We start from the raw sequence: 19195 nt of genomic DNA, 5'->3' as shown, positions 1-19195 counted from the left end.
GGAGTCGTTTTCCGAGCCGGCGTTTTTAGATCACATTCTGGGTGGCATCGAAACCGCCGCCGGAGTGACCGACACCACCGATACCGGCTGTGGCGCCAGCCAGCCGGACAATTTCGAGAAAGTGGTGCTGGACGACACCACCAGCAATCCGATGGAGCTGGCCGTGGCCGACGACGGGCGGGTTTTCTATGTCGACCGCAACGGCGACGTCCGGCTGATCCGGCCGGACGGCTCGGCCACCACGGTGGGCTCGCTCGACGTGTACACGGGCCAGGAGTTCGGCCTGATGGGCATCGCGCTCGATCCGGACTTCGCCAGCAACAGCTGGATGTATCTCACCTACTCGCCGGCCGGCGGTGACGCCGTCGACCGGGTGTCCCGCTTCACGCTGGACGGGGAGAGCCTGGACCTGGACAGCGAAGAGGTGGTTCTGGAGTACGAGACGAACCGGGAGGAGTGCTGCCACGCCGGCGGTGCCCTGGAGTTCGACGGCAACGGCGACCTGTACGTCGCCACCGGCGACAACACCAACCCGTTCGCGTCCAGCGGCTACACGCCGATCGACGAACGCGACGGCCGCGAGCTGTGGGACGCGCAGCGAACGGCGGCCAACTCCAACAGTCTCAGCGGCAAGGTGCTGCGCATCCATCCCGAGGATGACGGCAGCTACACGATCCCGGACGGCAACATGTTCGCCGAGTCGGAGGACACCGGTGATCAGACCCGGCCGGAGATCTTCGCGATGGGCTTCCGCAATCCCTTCCGCATCGGCGTCGACCCGGCCACAGACACGCTGCTCGTGGCCGACTACGGCCCGGACGCGGGCAGCTCCGATCCGGAGCGGGGGCCGGACGGCCGGGTGGAGTGGAACATCGTCGACGAGACTGGCTTCTACGGCTGGCCCTATTGCGTCGGCGACAACACGCCGTACGTCGACTATGACTTCGAGTCCGGGGAGTCCGGGGAGCCGTTCGACTGTGCCGGGGGACCGGTGAACGATTCGCCGAACAACACCGGCATCACCCAACTACCCCCGGCGATCGAGGCCGAGGTCTGGTACGGGTACTCGGCCAACCCCGAATTCCCGGAGATCGGTGGTGGTGGCGCGCCAATGGCCGGTGGCGTTTACCGCTACGACGCCGAGCTGGAGTCCGACCGCCAGTGGCCGGAGTACTGGGACGGCAAGGCGATCTTCGGCGAGTGGAACCAGAACAACCTGTACACGTTCCAGCTGGACGAGTCGGTCTCCGAGGTCGTTGACATCAACCAGATCTTCGACGAGTGGGACTTCCTCCGGCCGATGGCCATGCAGTGGGGGCCGGACGGCGCGCTGTACCTGATCGAATGGGGGTCCGGTTTTGGCGGTGACAACCCCGACTCCGGCGTGTACCGGATCGACTACGTGCGAGGCAACCGGGATCCCGTGGCACGGATCGATGCCGATCCGCTTTCCGGGCCGGTACCGCTGGAGGTCACCTTCGACGGCTCCGCGTCGTCGGACCCGGAGGGCACGGAGCTGACCTTCGAGTGGGACTTCGACGGCGACGGCACCGTTGACTCCACCGAGCCGGAGGCCACGCACACGTACACCGAACCCGGCGACTACACGGTCGCGCTCACCGTGACCGACGCGGATGGCCAGCAAGACATCGCCAACGTCGAGGTCGTGGCCGGTAACACCGCACCGGAGATTGCGGTCACCGCACCCGTCGACGGCGGGTTTTTCGAGTTCGGCGACACCATCGCCTACGAGGTGAGCGCCACCGATGCCGAGGACGGTGAGCTCGACTGCGAGCAGATCGTGACCCAGCCGGGCCTGGGGCACGACGACCACTCCCATGGCTACGAGCAGTACACCGGGTGCACGGGTGAGTTCCCGCTGCCCGGCGACGAGGGCCACACCGGCGCGAACATCTTCGGCACCGTCACGGTCACCGTCACGGACAGCGGCGCCAACGGCGCGAGCCCGCTGACCAGCCAGGAAGTGCTCGTCCTGCAGCCGAAACGGCGCCAGGCGGAGCACTTCGACGACACCGGCCGGCTGGCGGGCTCGGATTCCGGCGGTGATCCAGGTGTGCAGGTGCAGGACACCGGCGACACGGCCGGGGGAGGCCAGAACATCGGCTGGATCGAGCCGGACGACTGGTGGGCATGGGAACCCATGAACCTCACCGATATGGACGGCATCACCCTGCGTGCGGCCTCACCGAACGATGGTGCGACCGTCGAGGTTCGTACCGGCGCGCCGGATGGGCCGGCGGTGTCCACCATCGAGGTCGACGCGACCGGCGACTGGCAGGTGTATGACGAGTTCACCGGCGAGATCAGCGGGGAGACCGCGACCCAGAGCGGGCCGCTGTACTTCGTGCTGATCGACGGCCAGCTCAACGTGAACTGGGTGGACTTCGGTGGCAAGGGCGTCACGGAGAACCAGCGTCCGGACGTGGAGGTCACCGCGGATCCGACCAGCGGGACGGCACCGCTCGACGTGGAGTTCAGCGCGGAGGCGAGTGACCCGGAAGGTGACGAGCCGCTGACCTACGCGTGGCAGTTCGGCGACGGTGGCAGTGCTACCGGCGCAACGGCGTCGCACACGTACACCGAGGCTGGCGACTACACCGCCCAGGTAACCGTGACCGATTCCCGCGGCGCGCAAGCGTCGGAGACGGTGACCATCGAGGTCGATGACGGTGACGGCGGAGACGGCGAGCCGGCGCTGTGCCTGGACGGCAGGTCGGACGGGTTCGACGGCGACGAGCTGGACCGGGACCGCTGGACCACCGTGATTCGGGAGAACCAGGATGTGCAGGTCGACGACGGGGACCTGGTGCTGCCGGCGTCGGCCACCGACATCTACGGAACCAATAACACCGACACCCCGAACATCGTCCTGCAAGACCTGCCGGATGGACCGTTCACCGCAACCGCCAAGCTGACCATGGAGGCCTACGAGGCCTACCAGCAGGCGGGACTGATGATCTACGGCGATGACGACAACTACGCCAAGATGATGCTGCAAGGCCGGGACACGTCCGGCGTGAATCCGGACGCCCGGATCTTCCAGTTCATCCGGGAGGAGAATGGCGATCCGAACGAGGTAGGCGACAGCAACACCGGCGAGCTCGGCGCCGACTATCCGGACACGGTGTGGGTGCGTTACATCAGTGACGGCAGCGACCTGCGCGCGGCGTACAGCGCCGACGGCGTGACCTTCACCGAGATGCCGCAGACGAAGAGCCTGGCCGGCATGGAAGACCCGAAGATCGGCCTGGTGGCGCTGTCCGGTACCGGCAACCCGGTCACCGAGGCGAGGTTCGACTACTTCCACATCACGCCCGACGACACGGTTCCCGCGGCGGAGCCCGACGACGAGTTCGACGGCGCCATGCTGGACGGATGCCGGTGGAACGTGCTCCGGCCGGACGCCAGTGGTTACCGGGTGGCGGACGGCCAGCTGGAGGTCGACACCAGCGACGGTGACATCTACGAGACCGGTGACTCCGATCCGGCCAACTTCTTCCTGCAGCCGGCACCGCACGCCAGCGGTGACGGGCCGGACGATTGGACGGTGGAGACCAAGGTCGACGGCTCGGCGCTCGACGAGCAGTACCAGCAGGGCGGGTTGATCGTCTACGCCGACGACGACAACTACGTCAAGTTCGACTATGTCGTCGACAACGCGGCCGGGGACCCGGTCTCACCACGGATCGAGCTGCGCAGCGAGGTCGATGACGCCATCCAGAACCCGCAGCCGAATGCGGGCGATCTGGAGCAGGGCGTCTGGTACCTGCGGATCGCCAAGTCCGGCGACACCTACACCGGCTCGTACAGCGCCGACGGCGAGACCTGGACGGACATGGGCGAGCCGGTGACCAATGGCGCACTGGCCGAGAGTGATATCCAGGTGGGCCTGTTCGCGCTCGGCGGGCCGCAGAACGAGTCGAAGACGGCAATGTTCGACTACTTCCACGTTGTCGAGGAGGAAACGGACACCACGCCGCCGTCGCTTGAATTGGCCGCCGACCCTGCCGAGCCGCCGGGTGCGAATGGCTGGTGGACGGCTCCGGTAGAGGTGTCGGCCACGGCCACCGACGACGGTGATGGCGAGGTGTTGATCGAGTACCGGATGGACGGCGGTGACTGGGAGGTCTACACCGCGCCGGTTGTCATGGAGGAGGACGGCGAGCACGTGGTGGAGGCACACGCCTCCGATGGCGCGGGCAACGTCTCCGAGGACGAAGAGCTCTCGTTCGGTATCGACGCGACGGCGCCGGACGTGGTGGTCGATGGTGTCGAGGATGGTGGCTCGTACGAGCTGGGTGCGTCGCTGGACGTGGAGGCGGTGGCCGAGGACGCCACGTCCGGGGTCGCGTCGGTGACGGTCGAGCTGGACGGCGAACCGGTGGAGAATCCAGCGAACCTGACTCCGGAGGTCGGCGAGCACTCGGTGGCGGCCACGGTGGTGGACGAGGCGGGAAACGAGGCGGAAGTCTCGGTGCCGTTCGAGGTCACGGTCACGTTCGCGGGCGTCTTCGAGGCGCTGGAGCGGTTCTACGACGAGGGCGCGCTGGATCGGGCACAGTACCGGCAGCTGGATACGCACCTATCCACAGGGCAGCGGCATGTAGAGCGAGAGCTTGCTCGCCCGGCCGGGTTGGCGTTCGATCGCTTCGTGCGCGTCGCCGGGGACGTCGCCGACGAGCAGGCGCGTGCGTACCTGCTGGAGGCCGCCGAACACCTGCGTCGGCATGATCGTTGACGGTGGTGTACATGTCCATGGTGATGATGGTGGATGATCAGCATGGGAGTATCGGTGCCACTTAGATCGATGATCGTTGTTCGGGAAGCCTCCAGGAGATGAGCGTGACACATACGGCACCGGACGGCAGCCCGGTCGGGGTGTATCTGGCGATACCGGCGGGCGACGAGCCGGCGATCATTCATGACGCGATTGCCGGTGATGCGGACGTCCTGGAGCTGGGCTGCGGCGTGGGGCGGCTGACGCGGGTACTCCTCGCCTATGGGCACGAGGTGGTGGGCGTGGACAACGATCCGCTGATGCTGCAGCACGTGACCGGCGCGGAGACGGTTTGCATGGATCTGTATCAGCTAGACCTCGAACGGCGTTTCGGCGGGGTCGTCGTGGCCAGCCATCTGGTGAATCGTCGTGGCGAGGCGGACCGGATCCGGCTCATGGAGGTGTGCGCCCGACACGTCAGCGACGACGGTGTGGTGCTGATCGAGCGTTACCCGCCGGCCTGGGCGGAAGAGCCCGACGACGGGTCCGGCAACGCCGGTCTGGTGCACACCTCCGTCACGATCCGCGATCGCAGCCCGGACGGTTTCTGGGCAACGGCCGAGTATCGACTCGGCGAGCGCACGTGGCGGCACGACTTCTCGTTCGAGCACGTCGACGACACCATGATGGCCGATACCGCCGCACAGGCCGGCCTGGTGCTAACCGGCTGGGTGAACGACACCCGGACGTGGGCCCGGCTTCGCCCCATGACCGCCTCCTAGCTGGCGAGCTGCCGGTCTGGTTCCTCCCGAGAGGCAGGAGTGACCACGTGCACGGGCTTACGTGGTGCTGATGGCGTGCTGGGGGAACGTGTGTGCCGGGCGTCTGTAGATGGCCCACTGGAGCGCGAAGCCGGCGGCGAGGGTGAGCCAGCCGCCGATGGCGTCGAGGACGAAGTGATTGGCGGTGGCGGTGATGACGATGAGGGTGGCCAAGGGGTAGATCGCGCCGAGTGTTTTGACCCAGCGAGCGTGGGCGAACAGGATGAGCATGATGCCGCACCACAGGGACCAGCCGGCGTGCATGGAGGGCATGGCAGCGAATTGGTTCGAGACAGCTTTGAGGTCTCCGCTGGCTAGTGAGCCCCAGGTCTCGTGGACGCGAACGGTGTCGATGAAATCGGCGCCGGGCAGGAGCCGCGGCGGTGCCAGAGGATAGAGGTAGTAGCCGAGCAGGGCCAGGCCGGTGGTGCACGCCAGGGTGGTGCGCGCGGCACGGTAGCGGCCGGGGTGGTGCCAGTACAGCCAGATGAGCACGCCTGCCGTGACGACGAAGTGCATGATGGCGTAGAAGTAGTTCATGCCGACGATGAGCCAGGTGATGTCGTTGATGGTGTGGTTGAGCCAGGGCACGATATCGAGCATGAGGGTCTGTTCGAGCTGCCAAACCTGCAGGCCGTTGTAGATGGCCAGCGCTTCACGTTCGGGTGCCGCGTTGCGGATCAGGGAGTAGAGCAGGTAAGCGGCGGCAACGATCGCCAGTTCGACGATCAGGATCGGCCGGGGAGTGGTCCACGGTCGTGTGAGCATGATGCCAACCCAGTGACTCCATATCGTCGGACCCGGTGCGGCTCACCGTCGCGCCCGGGCCACTGTCCAACCCGTCTCTTTCCTCATGTATGCGCCGCTGCCGACCCTAGCTGCTCCGGGTACCCGACATGCTCCGCAGGTCACATCACTAGAGCTCAGTACTAGAGCCCAGTGAATCAACAGCAGCCACTTCACCATCCTACATAGATTTCACAAGTTTGCGAAAAGCGTGAATAGTCGATCGATGTCACGTAATGTGTCCGGTTCCCACCCGGATGTTCGGCATGCCGTTCATGCGGTACCGGGCTGGACGAGACCGGACTCGTAAGCGAGCACCACGGCCTGGGCGCGGTCGCGCAAATCGAGCTTGGTGAGAATCCGGCCGACGTGCGTCTTGACGGTCTGCTCGGCGAGGACCAGCGTGTCGGCGATCTCCGCGTTGGACATGCCGGTGGCGATGAGTTTGAGCACCTCCACCTCGCGTGCGGTCAGCACCCGCAGCTGCTCGGGCTGAGGTCGGTTGGCCGCCGGGCGCCGGGCGAAGTCCGCGATCAGGGTGCGGGTGATCGACGGAGACAGCAGCGCGTCGCCGGCGGCGACCACCCGGACGGCGTGGACCAGGTCGTCGGCGCGAGCGTCCTTGAGCAGGAAGCCGCTGGCGCCGGCGCGCAGCGCCTCGTAGACGTAGTCGTCGAGATCGAACGTGGTGAGCATGACCACCTTCGGGGGATTTCCTCCAGGGGTGCGCATGATGCGGCGAGCCGCCTCGAGCCCGTCCACGTTCGGCATCCGGACGTCCATGAGGACCAGATCCGGTGCCAGGCGGCGCACGGCATCGATGGCCTCCGCACCGTCGTCCGCGTCGCCAACGATATCGATATCCGGCTGGGCCGTGAGCAGCGCGCCGAAGCCCTGCCGCACCATCGCCTGGTCGTCAGCGATCAACACCCGGATCGGCTGGTCACTGTTCACCCGTTGACTCCTCGACATCGACAGGTAGGACGGCCACCACTTCGTAGCCGCCGTCGGGCAGGGGACCGGCGTCCAGGGACCCACCGACGACACTGGCGCGTTCCCGCATGCCGATCAGGCCATGTCCAGGGGCCCCGGCGGCAACGGGAACGGCGGGCGGATCGTTGGTGACGCGCAGCTCGATGGTGTCTCCGGCATATCGGAGATGGACAACGACGGGCGCGCCCGGGGCGTGCCGGGAGGCGTTGGCCACGGACTCTTGCACGATCCGGTAGGCAGACAGGCCGGTGGCCGCGCTGACGGTGATCGGCGTTCCCGCCGTCTCCATGTGCACCGGAACGCCCGAATGGGCCACGCTATCCACGAGCTCGTGGACCTGGTCCAAGCCCGGCTGTGGCGCCGTGGCGACGGTGTGGTCCTCGCTGCGGAGCACGCCGAGCATGCTGCGGATCTCGACGAGTGCCTGGCGAGCCGACGCGCTGATCGCGGTGAATTCCGCGCGGGCAGTCTCGGAGAGCTCGTCGAGGCGGTACGGGGCGGACTCGGCCTGGACGACCACCATCGACATGTGATGAGCGACGACGTCGTGCAGGTCGCGGGCGATGCGGGTGCGCTCTTCGAGGACAGTACGCCGCGCCTTCTCCAGCTCGCTGAGTTCGGCCTGCCGTTCGACCTCGTGGCTGGCCAGGCGCCGGGTGCGGAGCAGGTCGCCGATCAACACCGCGGCCGAGGTGGTGACGACGAGCGTGACGGCCTGGCCGGTGTCGTTAACCGTGCCGGCGGACATGGTCGCGACCGAGGCTGCCCACACCCAGAGCGTGGTGGCCCGATCGTGCCGGACGCTGACGAGGAATGTCATGGCCAGCCAGACCCACTGCTGGATGACCGGCCAGGTGCCGGGATCCTGGCCGGAAGGGCTCGGCGTGCCGATGACGGCGATGATCAAGGCCACCACCGTGGCCAGCCGCCAGCCGAGCAGCGCGTAGTCCCGGGCGATCCCCACCGGAAGCACGATCAGGCCGGCGAAGAAGGGCAGGACGAGATCGTGCACGATCAGCGTCTCCTGGATCGAGGCCATGGCGATCCAGAAGACCCCGAAGGCGAGGAGCCACGGCATGACCCCGCGTGCCCACTCGGCCCAGGGCCGATCGTCCAGCAACCTGCGGGCGAAGGGTGGCCCGGTACGTGGTGATCGCACCCAGCTGACGTATGCGGTGCGAAAGCTACGCCGTGCCTCCGCGAGCCACCGCTGGAGCTCACCGGCATCGGTGCTGCCGGCCGCGTTCCCGGCCGGCGCGTCCGGCGCGTTCGGGCTCAGCCAGCCGAGCCAACGCAGCAGTGTCCCGGCGGCTGCCGGTGCCGTCACGCCGACGGCCCACCCGGCGCGCAGGTCGGCGGGAACGGACACGACGAACAATGCGGCGGTGGCCAGCCAGACGAGCGCCACCGTGCCGCTTCGCTGGAACGGCGACAGGTCCGGTGGCGGACGCAGAGCAATCGCGAAGACGAAGGCGAGCAGCACCAGGCCGTGCACGACGGGCCACGGCCACGGGTCGCCGTCGAGTACCGGGATCGTCTGTGAGATCAGGAGTGCGGAGCCGGCCGAGACGAGCCAGCCGAGTGGCGCGAGCCGAGTGGCGATCAACCCGAACGGAAGCGCGGCCGCAGCGGCGACGACCGCGAGGAGGCCACCCTCGACCGCGTCGAAGTCCAGGACGTCGGGTGCCTCCTGGGTAGCGATGACAAACAGGGCGAGCGAGGTCAGCCACGGCAGCCATCGCCACGGCGGGCGTCGCCGCTGACCGCGTTCGTCGTCGACCACGCCGATCAGCGTAGCCGTCACGCAGCTCTCGCGCGTCGCTCTTCGGAGTGATTGGCGAGTAGCTCCACAGAGTGATGCGGGCTCCGGAGGGATACGGAGGTGTGCAGGTGAAGACGGCTCCGCAGCGGGACGATCGTTCCCGGCCAGCTCCCTAGCGTCGCCTGTGATCGCCGGATCAGCCGGCGGACACGGCGAAAGGGACGTCATGTGGGCACGTATCGGTGTGCTGTTGGCGGCGATTCTGGTCTCGCTGGTGATCACCGGTGCCGGGCAGGTGAGCTCAGCGGCCAGTGGGCCCGAGGACCCGCGAGCGGCGCGCGCCGTCGCCGTTCTGACCGGCATCGAAGACGGCCCCATCCACGATGCCGTGCCCGAGGACTTCGCGGACGTGATGGGATACCGGCCCGAGATCGTCAACCGGCCCGATGGGGCGGCTCACGTGGTCAAGCCGACGGGTGACTGCTCGACGCCGTTCGGCGCGACGCGGTACGACTTCCAGCGCGTCTGCCGGACCCACGACTACGGCTACGACCTGCTGCGCTACGCCAGCAAGCGGGACGGGGAACTGGGCCCCTGGGCACGGGTCGCCGTCGACGATCTGCTGGGAGAGGACCTGCGGCGCCGCTGTGAGCAGGTGGACGGCGGCGCCGCCTGCCGGGCGGTGGCAACCGCGGGCGAAGGAATCATCAAGGCCAACTCGTGGCGCCAGGGCCAGGGAATCCCCGGCCGCGAGGACGCCGGACCCTACGTGGCCTCTGGTGTGCTGATCGCGGCGGCCGTCGTCGGGCCGCCGGTCATCGGTCGGCTGCGGCGGCGAGCCGCGAACGCGCCGTTCATCGCTGTGGGGAAGCAGGTGGCCGGATGAGTGCGGCACCAACCCTGTCGGGGTCGGCGGCCACGTCCGGGCCGGCGTGGATCGCCGCGTCCACACCGGACGACCGCGATCGCGTGATCGATGCGGTGCGCGTGACCAGCCTGCTGGTCGTCGTTCTGGGGCACTGGCTGATGGCGGATGTCAGCGTCGTCGACGGCGGAGTGCGGGCGTCGAACGTGCTGGACCAATTTCCCGCGCTGCACATCGTGACGTGGCTGTTCCAGGTGATGCCGCTGTTCTTCGTGGCCGGCGGCTTCGCCAACGCGACGGTGTGGCGCCGGATCTGCGGGGCGAGCCGGTGGACAGGGAACGAGACGGCGGGCGAGCGCCACGATCACCGTCGCGAGGTTCGCGGCTGTTACGTCGCGTACGTGCGGGCCCGGATGAGCAGGCTGCTGACTCCCGTTCTGGTGTTCGCGCTGCTGGCACAGGGAACACTGGGGATAGCACGGCTCGCCGGGCTGCCGGAGACGATGGTGGGCGAGATCGCGCAGGCATGGGGGCAACCGCTGTGGTTCCTGGCGATCTACATCGTGGTGACGGCGCTCGCGCCGGTGATGGTCCAGTTGCATGCGCGTGCTCCGGCGGGGGTACTGGCCGGGCTGGCCGGGGCGGTCGCGACGGCGGATCTGACCCGGATGACCACGGACGCCGGCGGCATCGCATACACGAACTTCCTGCTGGTTTGGCTGTTCGCCCAGCAGCTGGGGTTCTGGTACGCCGACGGCCGGCTGGCGCGCGTGCCGCGCCGAACATCGTGGGCGATCGTGGTTGCTGTCGCGGCATGCCTGGCCGCCCTGACGTCACTGGGTCCGTACCCGGTGAGCATGGTGGGGGTGGCGGGAGAGATGTCGAACATGAATCCGCCATCGTTCTGCCTGGCGTTGCTGGCAGCCGGCCAGACGGCCCTGGTCATGCTCATCCGGCCCCGCCTGGAGAGGTGGCTGCAACGGCCGCGAGTATGGGGCGGAGTGGTATCGGCCGGTGCCATGGCGATGACGGTCTATCTCTGGCACCTCGTGGCGCTAGTCGCTGTCCTGGGCGCGGCGTATGTGCTGGAGGTGGGGCTGCCCGAGGGCGGCACGATGGGGTGGTGGATGACCCGCCCGCTCTGGCTGGCGATCCTGCTCGTCGTGCTCGTGCTGCTCGCGGTACCGGTGTCCCGCCTGGAACGGCTGCACACGTCGCGACGGGAGCGAGGGCGCGGCGGGGATGGGCCCGCGCCGGCCGCCGTGGCCGTGCTATCGGGTCTCGTTCTGGCCACGGCAGGTCTGGCCGGTTACGCCACCTCCGGGCTGGAGCCTTTCGGCTCGACGGACGGGTGGTTGCTGGGTCTCGATCGGGGATCGCTGCCGAGTTCCGTCTGTCTACTGGTTGGCTGGCTCCTGTCCTGTCACCGCGGCTCACATGACCGCAGGTCACACCACATATAGGTGGCCTGATCGCCGAGTGGGTGTACCAGAAGTGTCACCAACGGACCAGTCGTGCCAGCTGGTCACGCGTCGACGAGCTTGCCGTACCGTTGCCGCGCCGCCTCACCCGACGTGCCGACCGCTTCGCCGATGTCGCGCCACTGCGCACCATCGGCCCGCGCGGCCCGCACACGATTCACCATTTCCCGTTCCGCTTCGGCCCGTTTCAGCGCGGCCAGCCGCAGCCGCGTCAACGGCGACACGTTCTCCTCGTCGCCGGGCTGCGGTTCGTAGTCTTCGAACTGGCGGGCCAGCTCGTCGGCCTGTGCGATGATCTCTGCTGTGGTCCGTGGCATGCGCGTCACCCCTTCAGGAACTTGTCGCGGGCGGGCATGTGTATCACGAGCATGTCGCCCTGTGCGGACTCGACGAAGCCGACCTCCAGAAGCTGCGCGTCGCGTGCGGGGCCGATGACCATGGTCATGTTTTCGTCCATGGCCAGCGCCCGAACGTGGTGGCGCAAGGCGTGGAGCGTGTCGTCGTCCTCGACGCCGTGCTTGCGGGCGCTGTCGAGAATGATCGGTTCGTCACCCGCCACACTGAACAAGGTACCTTGTTCACATGTTGTGGTCAAGGTAGCTTGCCAGCCTGGAATGCCAGGCTCGTGAAGATGGTCGTGTGCCCGGAACACGGTGCTCGTCGCCGGGCACGAATCACGATATAGCTACGAGATCCTGAACAAACCCTAAGAAAATGCCTCAGGGTCTTTGTGAGCCCATGACCTCCTCTTTAACGTGCTGCCGGTACGAGGATCGAGGGGGTATCGATGACGAGATTCAGTTCGGCTCGACTCTCGGGAACGCTGATCGTTTCCCTCCTACTCGCTGGCGGCGTAGCGTCGCCAGCCACCGCAGCAGAGATCGTGACTCCATACCCGACGGTCCGCGCGGAGGCGGGCCAGACCAGCACATTCGATCTACAGATCCACTCCGACGAGCGAGAACCCGTCCAGCTCGACATCACGGACGCGCCGGACGGGTGGGACACGACGTTCCGCGGTGACGGCCGTGAGATCGAAGGGATCTACACCGACCCGGGCGGCACCGCCGAGGCCCAGCTCGACGTCGATGTTCCAGAAGACGTCGAACCTGGCAGGTACGAAATCACCGTGTCCGGGGATGCGGGCAGCGGGGACGACTCGCTGGATCTTGGCCTACGTGTCGTGGAACAGGCCGCGGACGCGTTCGAGCTCACCACGGATTTCGACACCCTCCGCGGCGGCGGCAGCGACAGCTACCGGTTCGACTTGACGCTCGTGAACCGGACAGCCCAGGAGGCCACGTTCTCGCTGTCGGCCGCCGGCCCGCAGGGGTGGAACGTGACAGCCAGTCCATCGAGCGAGCAACAGGCCGCGACCGTGACCGTCGACGGGGGCAGCCAGAGCACCGTCAACGTCGAGGCCGAGCCTCCCGAGAACGTGAGCGCCGGAAGTTACGAGATCGGCGTCGAGGCATCCGGCGAAGGCACGACGCTCCAGTCGACCCTGACGGCTGAGATCACCGGTTCGCCGTCGATGACGCTGTCGACAGCGTCCGAGCGGCTCAACGCCTCCGGAAACGCCGGCGAAACCGGCACGGTCACGGTGACCGTGCAGAACGACGGGAACGCTCCGCTCCAGGGAGTCGACCTCTCCGCCTCGCCGCCGTCCAACTGGGACGTCACGTTCGAGCCGTCCACGATGCAGAACATCCCGGCAGGTGAGAGCGCCCAGGCGATCGCCCGGATCACGCCGAGCGGGGACGCGATATCCGGGGATTACGTGGTCACCGTCGATGCGTCGACGGAAGGTGGCAATGACAGCATGGAGATCCGCTACACGGTGGAGACATCCGGCTGGTGGGGCCTGATCGGCATCCTGGTGATCGTGGCCGCCGTGGGCGGACTGTTCTGGGTGTATCGGAGGTATGGTCGCCGATGACCGTCCTGACGTCCACAGATGATCGCGAGCCGGCCATCTGGACGGACGGGCTCGCGAAGAACTACGGGAACACGGTGGCGGTGGACGATCTGCATCTGGAGATCGCCCCGGGTGAAGTGTTCGGGCTCCTGGGCCCGAACGGGGCGGGCAAGACCACCACCATCCTGATGCTCCTGGGCCTCAGCGAGCCGAGCGCAGGGCAGGCACGCGTCGTCGGCCTCGACCCGACGCGCCAGGCGCTGGAGGTCAAACGGCGTGTGGGATACGTCCCGGACAATGCCGGGTTCTACGGCGGGTTGACCGGGCAGCAGAACCTGGAATACACGGCCCAGCTCAACGGTCTGGATCCGGCTACGCGCCGGGACCGCATCGCGAGCCTGCTCGACGAGGTGGGACTCGCCGAACGCGCCGACGAACCGGTGCGGACCTATTCCCACGGGATGCGCCAGCGCCTCGGCATCGCTGACGCGCTGCTCAAGGATCCCGAGGTGCTCATCCTCGACGAACCAACGCTCGGCCTGGACCCCAGAGGTGCCGATCAGGTATTGGATCTCGTCAATGACCTCGCGTCGCAGCGATCCGTCGCGGTGCTGCTCGCGTCACACCTGCTCGGGCAAGTGCAGGTCGTGTGCAGCCGGGTCGGGATCTTCGTCGACGGGCGCATGGTGGCATCCGGAACCGTAGACGAGCTCGCGGCGCAGCACGGTGGCCGGCTCGTCGTCGAGGTTCAAACCGCGCAGGACGACGAGCTGGAAGACCAAGACCTGGAAGAGCGACTTCGTGATCTTCCGGGAATCGTGAGTGTGCACCGAGAAGGAGAGCTGTGGCTGGTAGGCGCCCAGCACGACGCTCGGCAAGACATCGCCACACGGCTGCAGGAGGCCGGGCTCACCGTCGTTCACCTGCGGCAGCGCTCTGAAGAGCTCGGGGCGATCTACCGGCGCTACTTCGCCGAGGAGGGCAGCGGTGACACCGTCGGATAGCACGTGGACATCGGCAGTCGGCGGGCGCGTGGTGACGTGGCTGCGGACGGCGAACGAGCTCGGGCGGCGCCTGGCTCGTCCGCTTCGCGGCCCCGCGGCCCGGATACGGGAACGGATGCTGAGCAGGCGGGCAACCCGCAGATCCGGTTGGCGCGTCGTCGCCGAGAAGGAGTTCGCCGATCACATCACGTCGATACGTTTCCTTGTCCTGCTCGTCGTGATCGGGCTCGCGTGCCTGGCCGCGGTCGTCTCCGCGGCCAGCTTCCTGCGCGAGTCGGCAACCGAGGCGAGCGATGCGACCAGCGTTTTCCTGCTGCTGTTCACCCAGTCGCCGGAACAGATCCCGTCCTTCGTCGCCCTGATCGGGTTTCTCGGCCCGTTGCTGGGGATCGCGTTCGGGTTCGACGCCGTCAATCAGGAACGATCCGATCGGACCCTGCCACGGCTGGTGTCGCAGCCCATCCACCGTGATGACATCGTCAACGGCAAGTTCGTGGCGGGGCTGGCCGTGATCGGGTTGACGCTGGTGGCTCTGGTGGCGCTCACCGCCGGCGTCGGCATCGTGCGCATGGGCATCACGCCCTCGGCCGGTGACGTCGCGCGGCTGTTGCTGTACCTGGTGGTGGCGCTGGTCTACATGGGATTGTGGCTGGCGTTCGCGCTCTTGTGCTCGGTGCTCTTGCGCCGCCCGGCGACGGCAGCGCTCGTGGCCATCGCCGCGTGGCTGGTCTTCACCCTGTTCGGTACGTTCCTGGCGAGTCTGGCCGCCGATGCGTTCTCCGGGGAGGGCCAGATCGCGCAGGCACGCACGGAATACAGCCTGTCGCTGGTGTCGCCGTCGACGCTGTACGAGAACAGCAGCGCGGCGCTGCTCAACCCGGAGGTCCGCTCCGTCGGGCTGCTCCTTCCCCAGGATCTGGAACGGGCCGTGCCGGGACCGCTTTCCCTGGATCAGAGCCTCCTGGTGGTCTGGCCCCAGGTGACGGCCTTGGTAGCCGCCAGCGTGGTGATGTTCACTCTGGGCTACGTGGCATTCCTGCGCCAGGAAGTCCGGGCCTGAGGTGGCGTGGGCGCTCTTCCTGGCGCTCGCGGTCTGCCGACCTCGCTGACGCCGGCGTTCCACGCACGCCGGCGTCAGCGAGGCATGGCCGTGGCCGTTGCCATCTGCCGCGTATCGATGATCGTGAAAAATCGAATCGCAGCACGAGGCGGGTATCCGTATGGTGAGCTCTGTCCAGATCTGGTCGAGTTCAAAGGAATCAGATGACGGCGCCGAATGTCGAGTATGGTGACGCCTCTGTCGCCTTCCCCAACGAGATTCTCCGGTCGGTCGTCGGCTCCGGCGTTCACGGCATCGCCGTCGAGGGAACGGATGACCACGACGAGATGGGCTTGTACGTGGAGCCTCCGGAGTTGGTATTGGGAGTCACATCCGCTCGGCAGGACTATATCTGGCGTACCCAGCCCGAGGGTGTGCGATCTGGTCACGGCGACGTCGATCTGGTGTTGTACTCCCTGCGCAAGTACCTTCGCCTGGCCGTGAAGGGCAACCCCACAGCGCTGCTTCCGTTGTACGCGCCCGAGAGCGATCTGATCACATGCACCCCGCTCGGCAGCGAGCTGCGGAGCATCCGTACGTCGTTCCTGTCCCAGCACGCCGTCGAGCGTTTCCTGGGATACATGCGATCGCAGCACGAACGGATGCTGGGTCGGGGCAAGCAAAACCGGGTGCCCAATCGGCCCGAACTCGTCGAACGGTTCGGCTGGGACGTCAAATACGGCAGTCACGCCCTGCGGCTCGCGTTCCAAGGCCAGGAGATCGCCCGAGACGGCCACCTGACCCTTCCGCTGGTGGACGAGCAGCGTGCACGGGTGCTCGCCGTGAAACGGGGAGAGGTGCCCCGCGAGGAGGTTTCGAGTCAGATCGCGGACATCGAACACGATGTGCGGCGGTTGCTCGACCTCGGTCAGACGCCGCTGCCCGAGCGTGCCGGCGGCGGCAAGATCACGGCGTGGGCCGTCGACGCGCAGCGGCGGCACTGGGGCTGGAACTGAGGGACGTGTTGTCCCGGGTGGCCGTCAGCCGGTGATATCGGACTGGTCGGGCACACCCGGCCACAAGCTGTCGGCACGTCGTCGCCACCCGAGTTTCCGGTCTCGGCCACCACATGATGATCTTGAATCGTGCTGATCCACAACGAACCCGTCATGCTCGTCATCGCGTCTCCTCCGCGCTCACTGCTCTTCCGGTATGGGCCTGCGCGCCGGCAGGCGAGGGTGATGCCGGCATGATGGGGCGCACGCACGCCCTCACGGGATGGTGTGCTGGTGTGGCGGCGTCCGTCATTCTGGGCCACGACGACGTGGGGGAGGTGGTGCTGTTCGGTGCCACCACGGCCGGGTTCGCGTTGTTGCCCGACCTGGACCATCCGAATGCTCGCGCTTCCCGGCTGTTGGGCATCGTCACCCGGGCGTTGTCCCGGCTGTTGCGTGCCCTGTCGGCGGGCGCGTACCGCCTCGCCCAGGGTCCTGGTGACGACCCGTCCCGCACCGGAACCCATCGGCATCTGACGCACACGGCCGTATTCGCCGTGGCCATCGGCGTGGCCACGGCGGTGGCCACAGCGGCCGGCGGGCCATGGGTCGCCGCCGGGGTGGTGCTGCTGGGCCTGCTGCTGGCCGAGAACGCACTGGGAGACTGGCTCTTGCCGATCACAGCGGCGTCGGTGGTGATGTGGGTGGTCAACACCGATCCCGCCACGGCTTTGGCATCAGTGTCGGGATGGCTCGGGATCGCGGTGGCACTGGGGTGCGTGGTGCACTGCCTCGGTGACGCCATCACGGTGTCCGGATGTCCGTTCCTGTGGCCGATACCGATCGCCGGAGAGTGCTGGTACGAGATCGGCCCGCCGTCCTGGCTGCGTTTTCGTACCGGATCGACCGTCGAGACCTATCTAGTGGCTCCAGCGTGCACGTTGGGCGGGGTGCTCTTGCTGCCCGGTGTGACCGAGCTCGTGCAGCCGTGGACCCAAGCCCTGGCTGAACGATTGCTGGCGAACTAGACGAGTTGCAGCTGGACCCGCGAGCCCGCAGGTGCGTCGTCGAGGCGTTGGCGGCCTACTGTCAGGGCCTGTTTCTTGGATGTGCCAGCATGCTCGGTGCTGCCTCCGAGGGCGCCTGGTACGTCGCCGGTGAGCAACTGCGCCACCTCGACGCTCGGCTCGCAAGGGCGCTCGACGGTGACAACATTGTGACGGTAATGAACCGAATCTCGGAAGTGCTTCGGCAAACACGTACTCTCAGGATCACAGTCGACGAACTCCGTGCGCAAGCAGCCCTGCTCCGCCAGCTCCGCAACTACGGTGTCCATCCTCGGTCCGACCATCTCGAGCGCTACTTCACCGATTCGGGCGCGGCCATATTGTTGATGGAGACTCACACGTATCTCGGCCGGCTTACTGATGCCGTCTCCACCTGCCTTACCGATCATGATGAATCGGCTGAGGAGTGAACATTCCGAAAGACTCGCCGTGTTGCCAACGACATCTGCAGCTCCAGGGCGTGGTCGTACAGCGCGGCTAGCCAGCCGCAGCGCGAGCCGCTTACCAAGATCGCTCTGATCCGCGGTGACTTACGAAGACACCTCTGGCTTCTCAGTCCGAACCGTAACGTGATCGCATCAGATGCGACCGAGCGAGCCGCCACCAAGCACCCGTGCACGACTCCTCGCCATCGGGTGAGCAGTTGCGCCTTGCGGTGCGAAACGCGTTCGGCCCGTCAAGCGAGGAGTTGGGTTTGCCTGACGGAGTAGCCGAGCCTTTCCACACACCCGTGCGCGCTCGAATGACGACACTGGACAACATAGATCGTTGCCCCGACCGAGGGGGCGAATTACCTGACACGCGGGGGATGCTTCTTGATTGCGTTACAACGTCCCGCGCGATGTAATCTTCCCGGTACTGATCATCAGGAACGTAAATGCCGCACGCAAGAGGGGCCATATGACGCCGCCGGCCGGGCCTGGCCAGGCCACCGTGCTCAAGAGCCACTATGCGCGCGTCGGTACAGGCCCGGTTGCGTTCCTCGACGAGACGTACCACGTCGAACGGGACGGTCGGCGCCGTTTCTACGTAATGGCCGCCGTGGTCGTCCTGCACGACGATCGAGACCCTCTCCGCAATGAACTCGACAATCTGGTCCCTGACGGGTGGTGGCACACCACCGACGAACTACGGACGAATGAGGGACGCGAGCATGCCCGTTCCCTTCTCCAGACGTTCCGCATCCCTGACGAGGCGTGTGTGGTCGTCGACAAGATCTCAGTGGCCGAAGACGACAAGGACGGTATGCAGGCTCGGGGAGCCGTCCTCGGCAAACTTCTAGACGCAGTGCATTCCGCCGAATCCGGATTGCACCCGCGGGTGAACTTGGCTGTGATCGAAGAGCAGCGAGAGGCCCGTAAGAACAACTTCGACCGATCTGTCAGGAAGCGCCTCATCACCGAGAAGACGATCAGCGAGTCGATGGCGCTAGTGGCCGTGTCACCGGGCTCCGAGCATCTGCTGTGGCTGCCCGATCTGGTGTGCAGCGCCTACCGGCAGAAGATGCTGTTACAACACACGGACCTTTTCAAGGAGATCGAGGAGCTGACCCACGTCGTTCAACTCCAGTAGAAGAGAGCAAACCCCCGGCTGCCGTAGCTACACCGGGGGCCAACCTGACTTACGAACCCGTAGGTAAGAAGTCCAAGTCTTTGCTATTAGATAGTTTAGCCCGTCGCGTGTCACTACGACAACCTCCCGCGTTGACTCATCTGATGATGCCCGT

General features: G+C 66.7%; 16 protein-coding genes. 11 read left to right on the top strand and 5 right to left on the bottom strand.

What is annotated here, in order from left to right; translation table 11 throughout:
* Nucleotides 1-64 precede the first annotated feature (64 nt).
* Complete coding sequence (locus tag DPM12_RS06635; RefSeq protein WP_112257465.1) at nt 65-4759, top strand: PQQ-dependent sugar dehydrogenase; 4695 nt, start codon at nt 65-67, stop codon at nt 4757-4759.
* Nucleotides 4760-4863: 104 nt separating this feature from the next.
* Nucleotides 4864-5520, top strand: a complete 657-nt coding sequence (locus DPM12_RS06630; RefSeq protein ID WP_158542789.1) for a class I SAM-dependent methyltransferase — start codon at nt 4864-4866, stop codon at nt 5518-5520.
* A gap of 57 nt (nt 5521-5577) precedes the next feature.
* Here DPM12_RS06630 and DPM12_RS06625 read toward each other — a convergent pair whose 3' ends face one another.
* From DPM12_RS06625 to DPM12_RS23545, 3 genes are all read right to left on the bottom strand, one after another.
* A complete protein-coding gene (locus tag DPM12_RS06625; protein ID WP_112257463.1) occupies nt 5578-6327 on the bottom strand; it encodes a phosphatase PAP2 family protein in 750 nt (249 codons plus the stop codon).
* A 291-nt stretch (nt 6328-6618) separates the two neighbouring features.
* Nucleotides 6619-7299 carry a response regulator gene (locus DPM12_RS06620; protein ID WP_245951211.1) on the bottom strand — a complete coding sequence of 227 codons (681 nt, stop codon included), beginning with the start codon at nt 7297-7299 and terminating at the stop codon, nt 6619-6621.
* Entirely contained in the window at nt 7289-9142 is a 1854-nt protein-coding gene (locus DPM12_RS23545; RefSeq protein ID WP_211658541.1) for a sensor histidine kinase, read from the bottom strand. The genes DPM12_RS06620 and DPM12_RS23545 overlap by 11 nt, the downstream gene beginning before the upstream one ends.
* Nucleotides 9143-9326: 184 nt before the next feature.
* Here DPM12_RS23545 and DPM12_RS06610 point away from each other — a divergent pair, with 184 nt between their 5' ends.
* Together DPM12_RS06610 and DPM12_RS06605 are read left to right on the top strand one after the other, a co-directional pair.
* Nucleotides 9327-9986 (top strand): phospholipase A2 family protein, encoded by a 660-nt coding sequence (locus DPM12_RS06610; RefSeq protein WP_123788458.1) that lies wholly within the window; start codon nt 9327-9329, stop codon nt 9984-9986.
* Entirely contained in the window at nt 9983-11428 is a 1446-nt protein-coding gene (locus DPM12_RS06605) for an acyltransferase family protein (protein ID WP_112257460.1), read from the top strand. The genes DPM12_RS06610 and DPM12_RS06605 overlap by 4 nt, the downstream gene beginning before the upstream one ends.
* Nucleotides 11429-11490: 62 nt before the next feature.
* On the opposite strand, the gene DPM12_RS06600 is transcribed toward DPM12_RS06605, so the two are convergent.
* Nucleotides 11491-11763 carry a hypothetical protein gene (locus DPM12_RS06600; protein ID WP_112257530.1) on the bottom strand — a complete coding sequence of 91 codons (273 nt, stop codon included), beginning with the start codon at nt 11761-11763 and terminating at the stop codon, nt 11491-11493.
* A gap of 5 nt (nt 11764-11768) precedes the next feature.
* Nucleotides 11769-12005 carry a hypothetical protein gene (locus DPM12_RS06595; protein WP_112257459.1) on the bottom strand — a complete coding sequence of 79 codons (237 nt, stop codon included), beginning with the start codon at nt 12003-12005 and terminating at the stop codon, nt 11769-11771.
* 228 nt (nt 12006-12233) lie between these two features.
* Between DPM12_RS06595 and DPM12_RS06590 the strand changes: the two genes are divergently transcribed.
* The 7 genes from DPM12_RS06590 (at nt 12234) to DPM12_RS06560 (ending at nt 19041) form a co-directional block, all read left to right on the top strand.
* A complete protein-coding gene (locus DPM12_RS06590; RefSeq protein WP_112257458.1) occupies nt 12234-13385 on the top strand; it encodes an NEW3 domain-containing protein in 1152 nt (383 codons plus the stop codon).
* Nucleotides 13382-14368 carry an ABC transporter ATP-binding protein gene (locus DPM12_RS06585; RefSeq protein WP_112257457.1) on the top strand — a complete coding sequence of 329 codons (987 nt, stop codon included), beginning with the start codon at nt 13382-13384 and terminating at the stop codon, nt 14366-14368. Before DPM12_RS06590 ends, DPM12_RS06585 begins: the two co-directional genes overlap by 4 nt.
* Nucleotides 14352-15428, top strand: a complete 1077-nt coding sequence (locus DPM12_RS06580) for an ABC transporter permease (protein WP_112257456.1) — start codon at nt 14352-14354, stop codon at nt 15426-15428. The genes DPM12_RS06585 and DPM12_RS06580 overlap by 17 nt, the downstream gene beginning before the upstream one ends.
* 203 nt (nt 15429-15631) lie before the next feature.
* Nucleotides 15632-16423, top strand: coding sequence for a nucleotidyltransferase domain-containing protein (locus tag DPM12_RS06575; protein ID WP_112257455.1), 792 nt, complete (start codon nt 15632-15634; stop codon nt 16421-16423).
* A 233-nt stretch (nt 16424-16656) separates the two neighbouring features.
* On the top strand, nt 16657-17430 hold the full coding sequence (locus DPM12_RS06570) for a metal-dependent hydrolase (RefSeq protein WP_112257454.1): 774 nt from the start codon (nt 16657-16659) through the stop codon (nt 17428-17430).
* 89 nt (nt 17431-17519) lie between these two features.
* Nucleotides 17520-17879 (top strand): hypothetical protein, encoded by a 360-nt coding sequence (locus tag DPM12_RS06565; protein WP_123788459.1) that lies wholly within the window; start codon nt 17520-17522, stop codon nt 17877-17879.
* Between the two features lie 490 nt (nt 17880-18369).
* The gene (locus tag DPM12_RS06560) at nt 18370-19041 is read left to right on the top strand and encodes a hypothetical protein (RefSeq protein WP_112257452.1); all 672 of its coding nucleotides are present in this window, start codon (nt 18370-18372) and stop codon (nt 19039-19041) included.
* Nucleotides 19042-19195: the final 154 nt, after the last annotated feature.

The sequence above is a fragment of the Phytoactinopolyspora halophila genome (genome assembly GCF_003287285.1).
GTDB lineage: Bacteria > Actinomycetota > Actinomycetes > Jiangellales > Jiangellaceae > Phytoactinopolyspora_A > Phytoactinopolyspora_A halophila.
The sequence above is the reverse complement of the archived record's forward strand: the minus strand, read 5'-3'. Positions and strand labels throughout refer to the sequence as shown.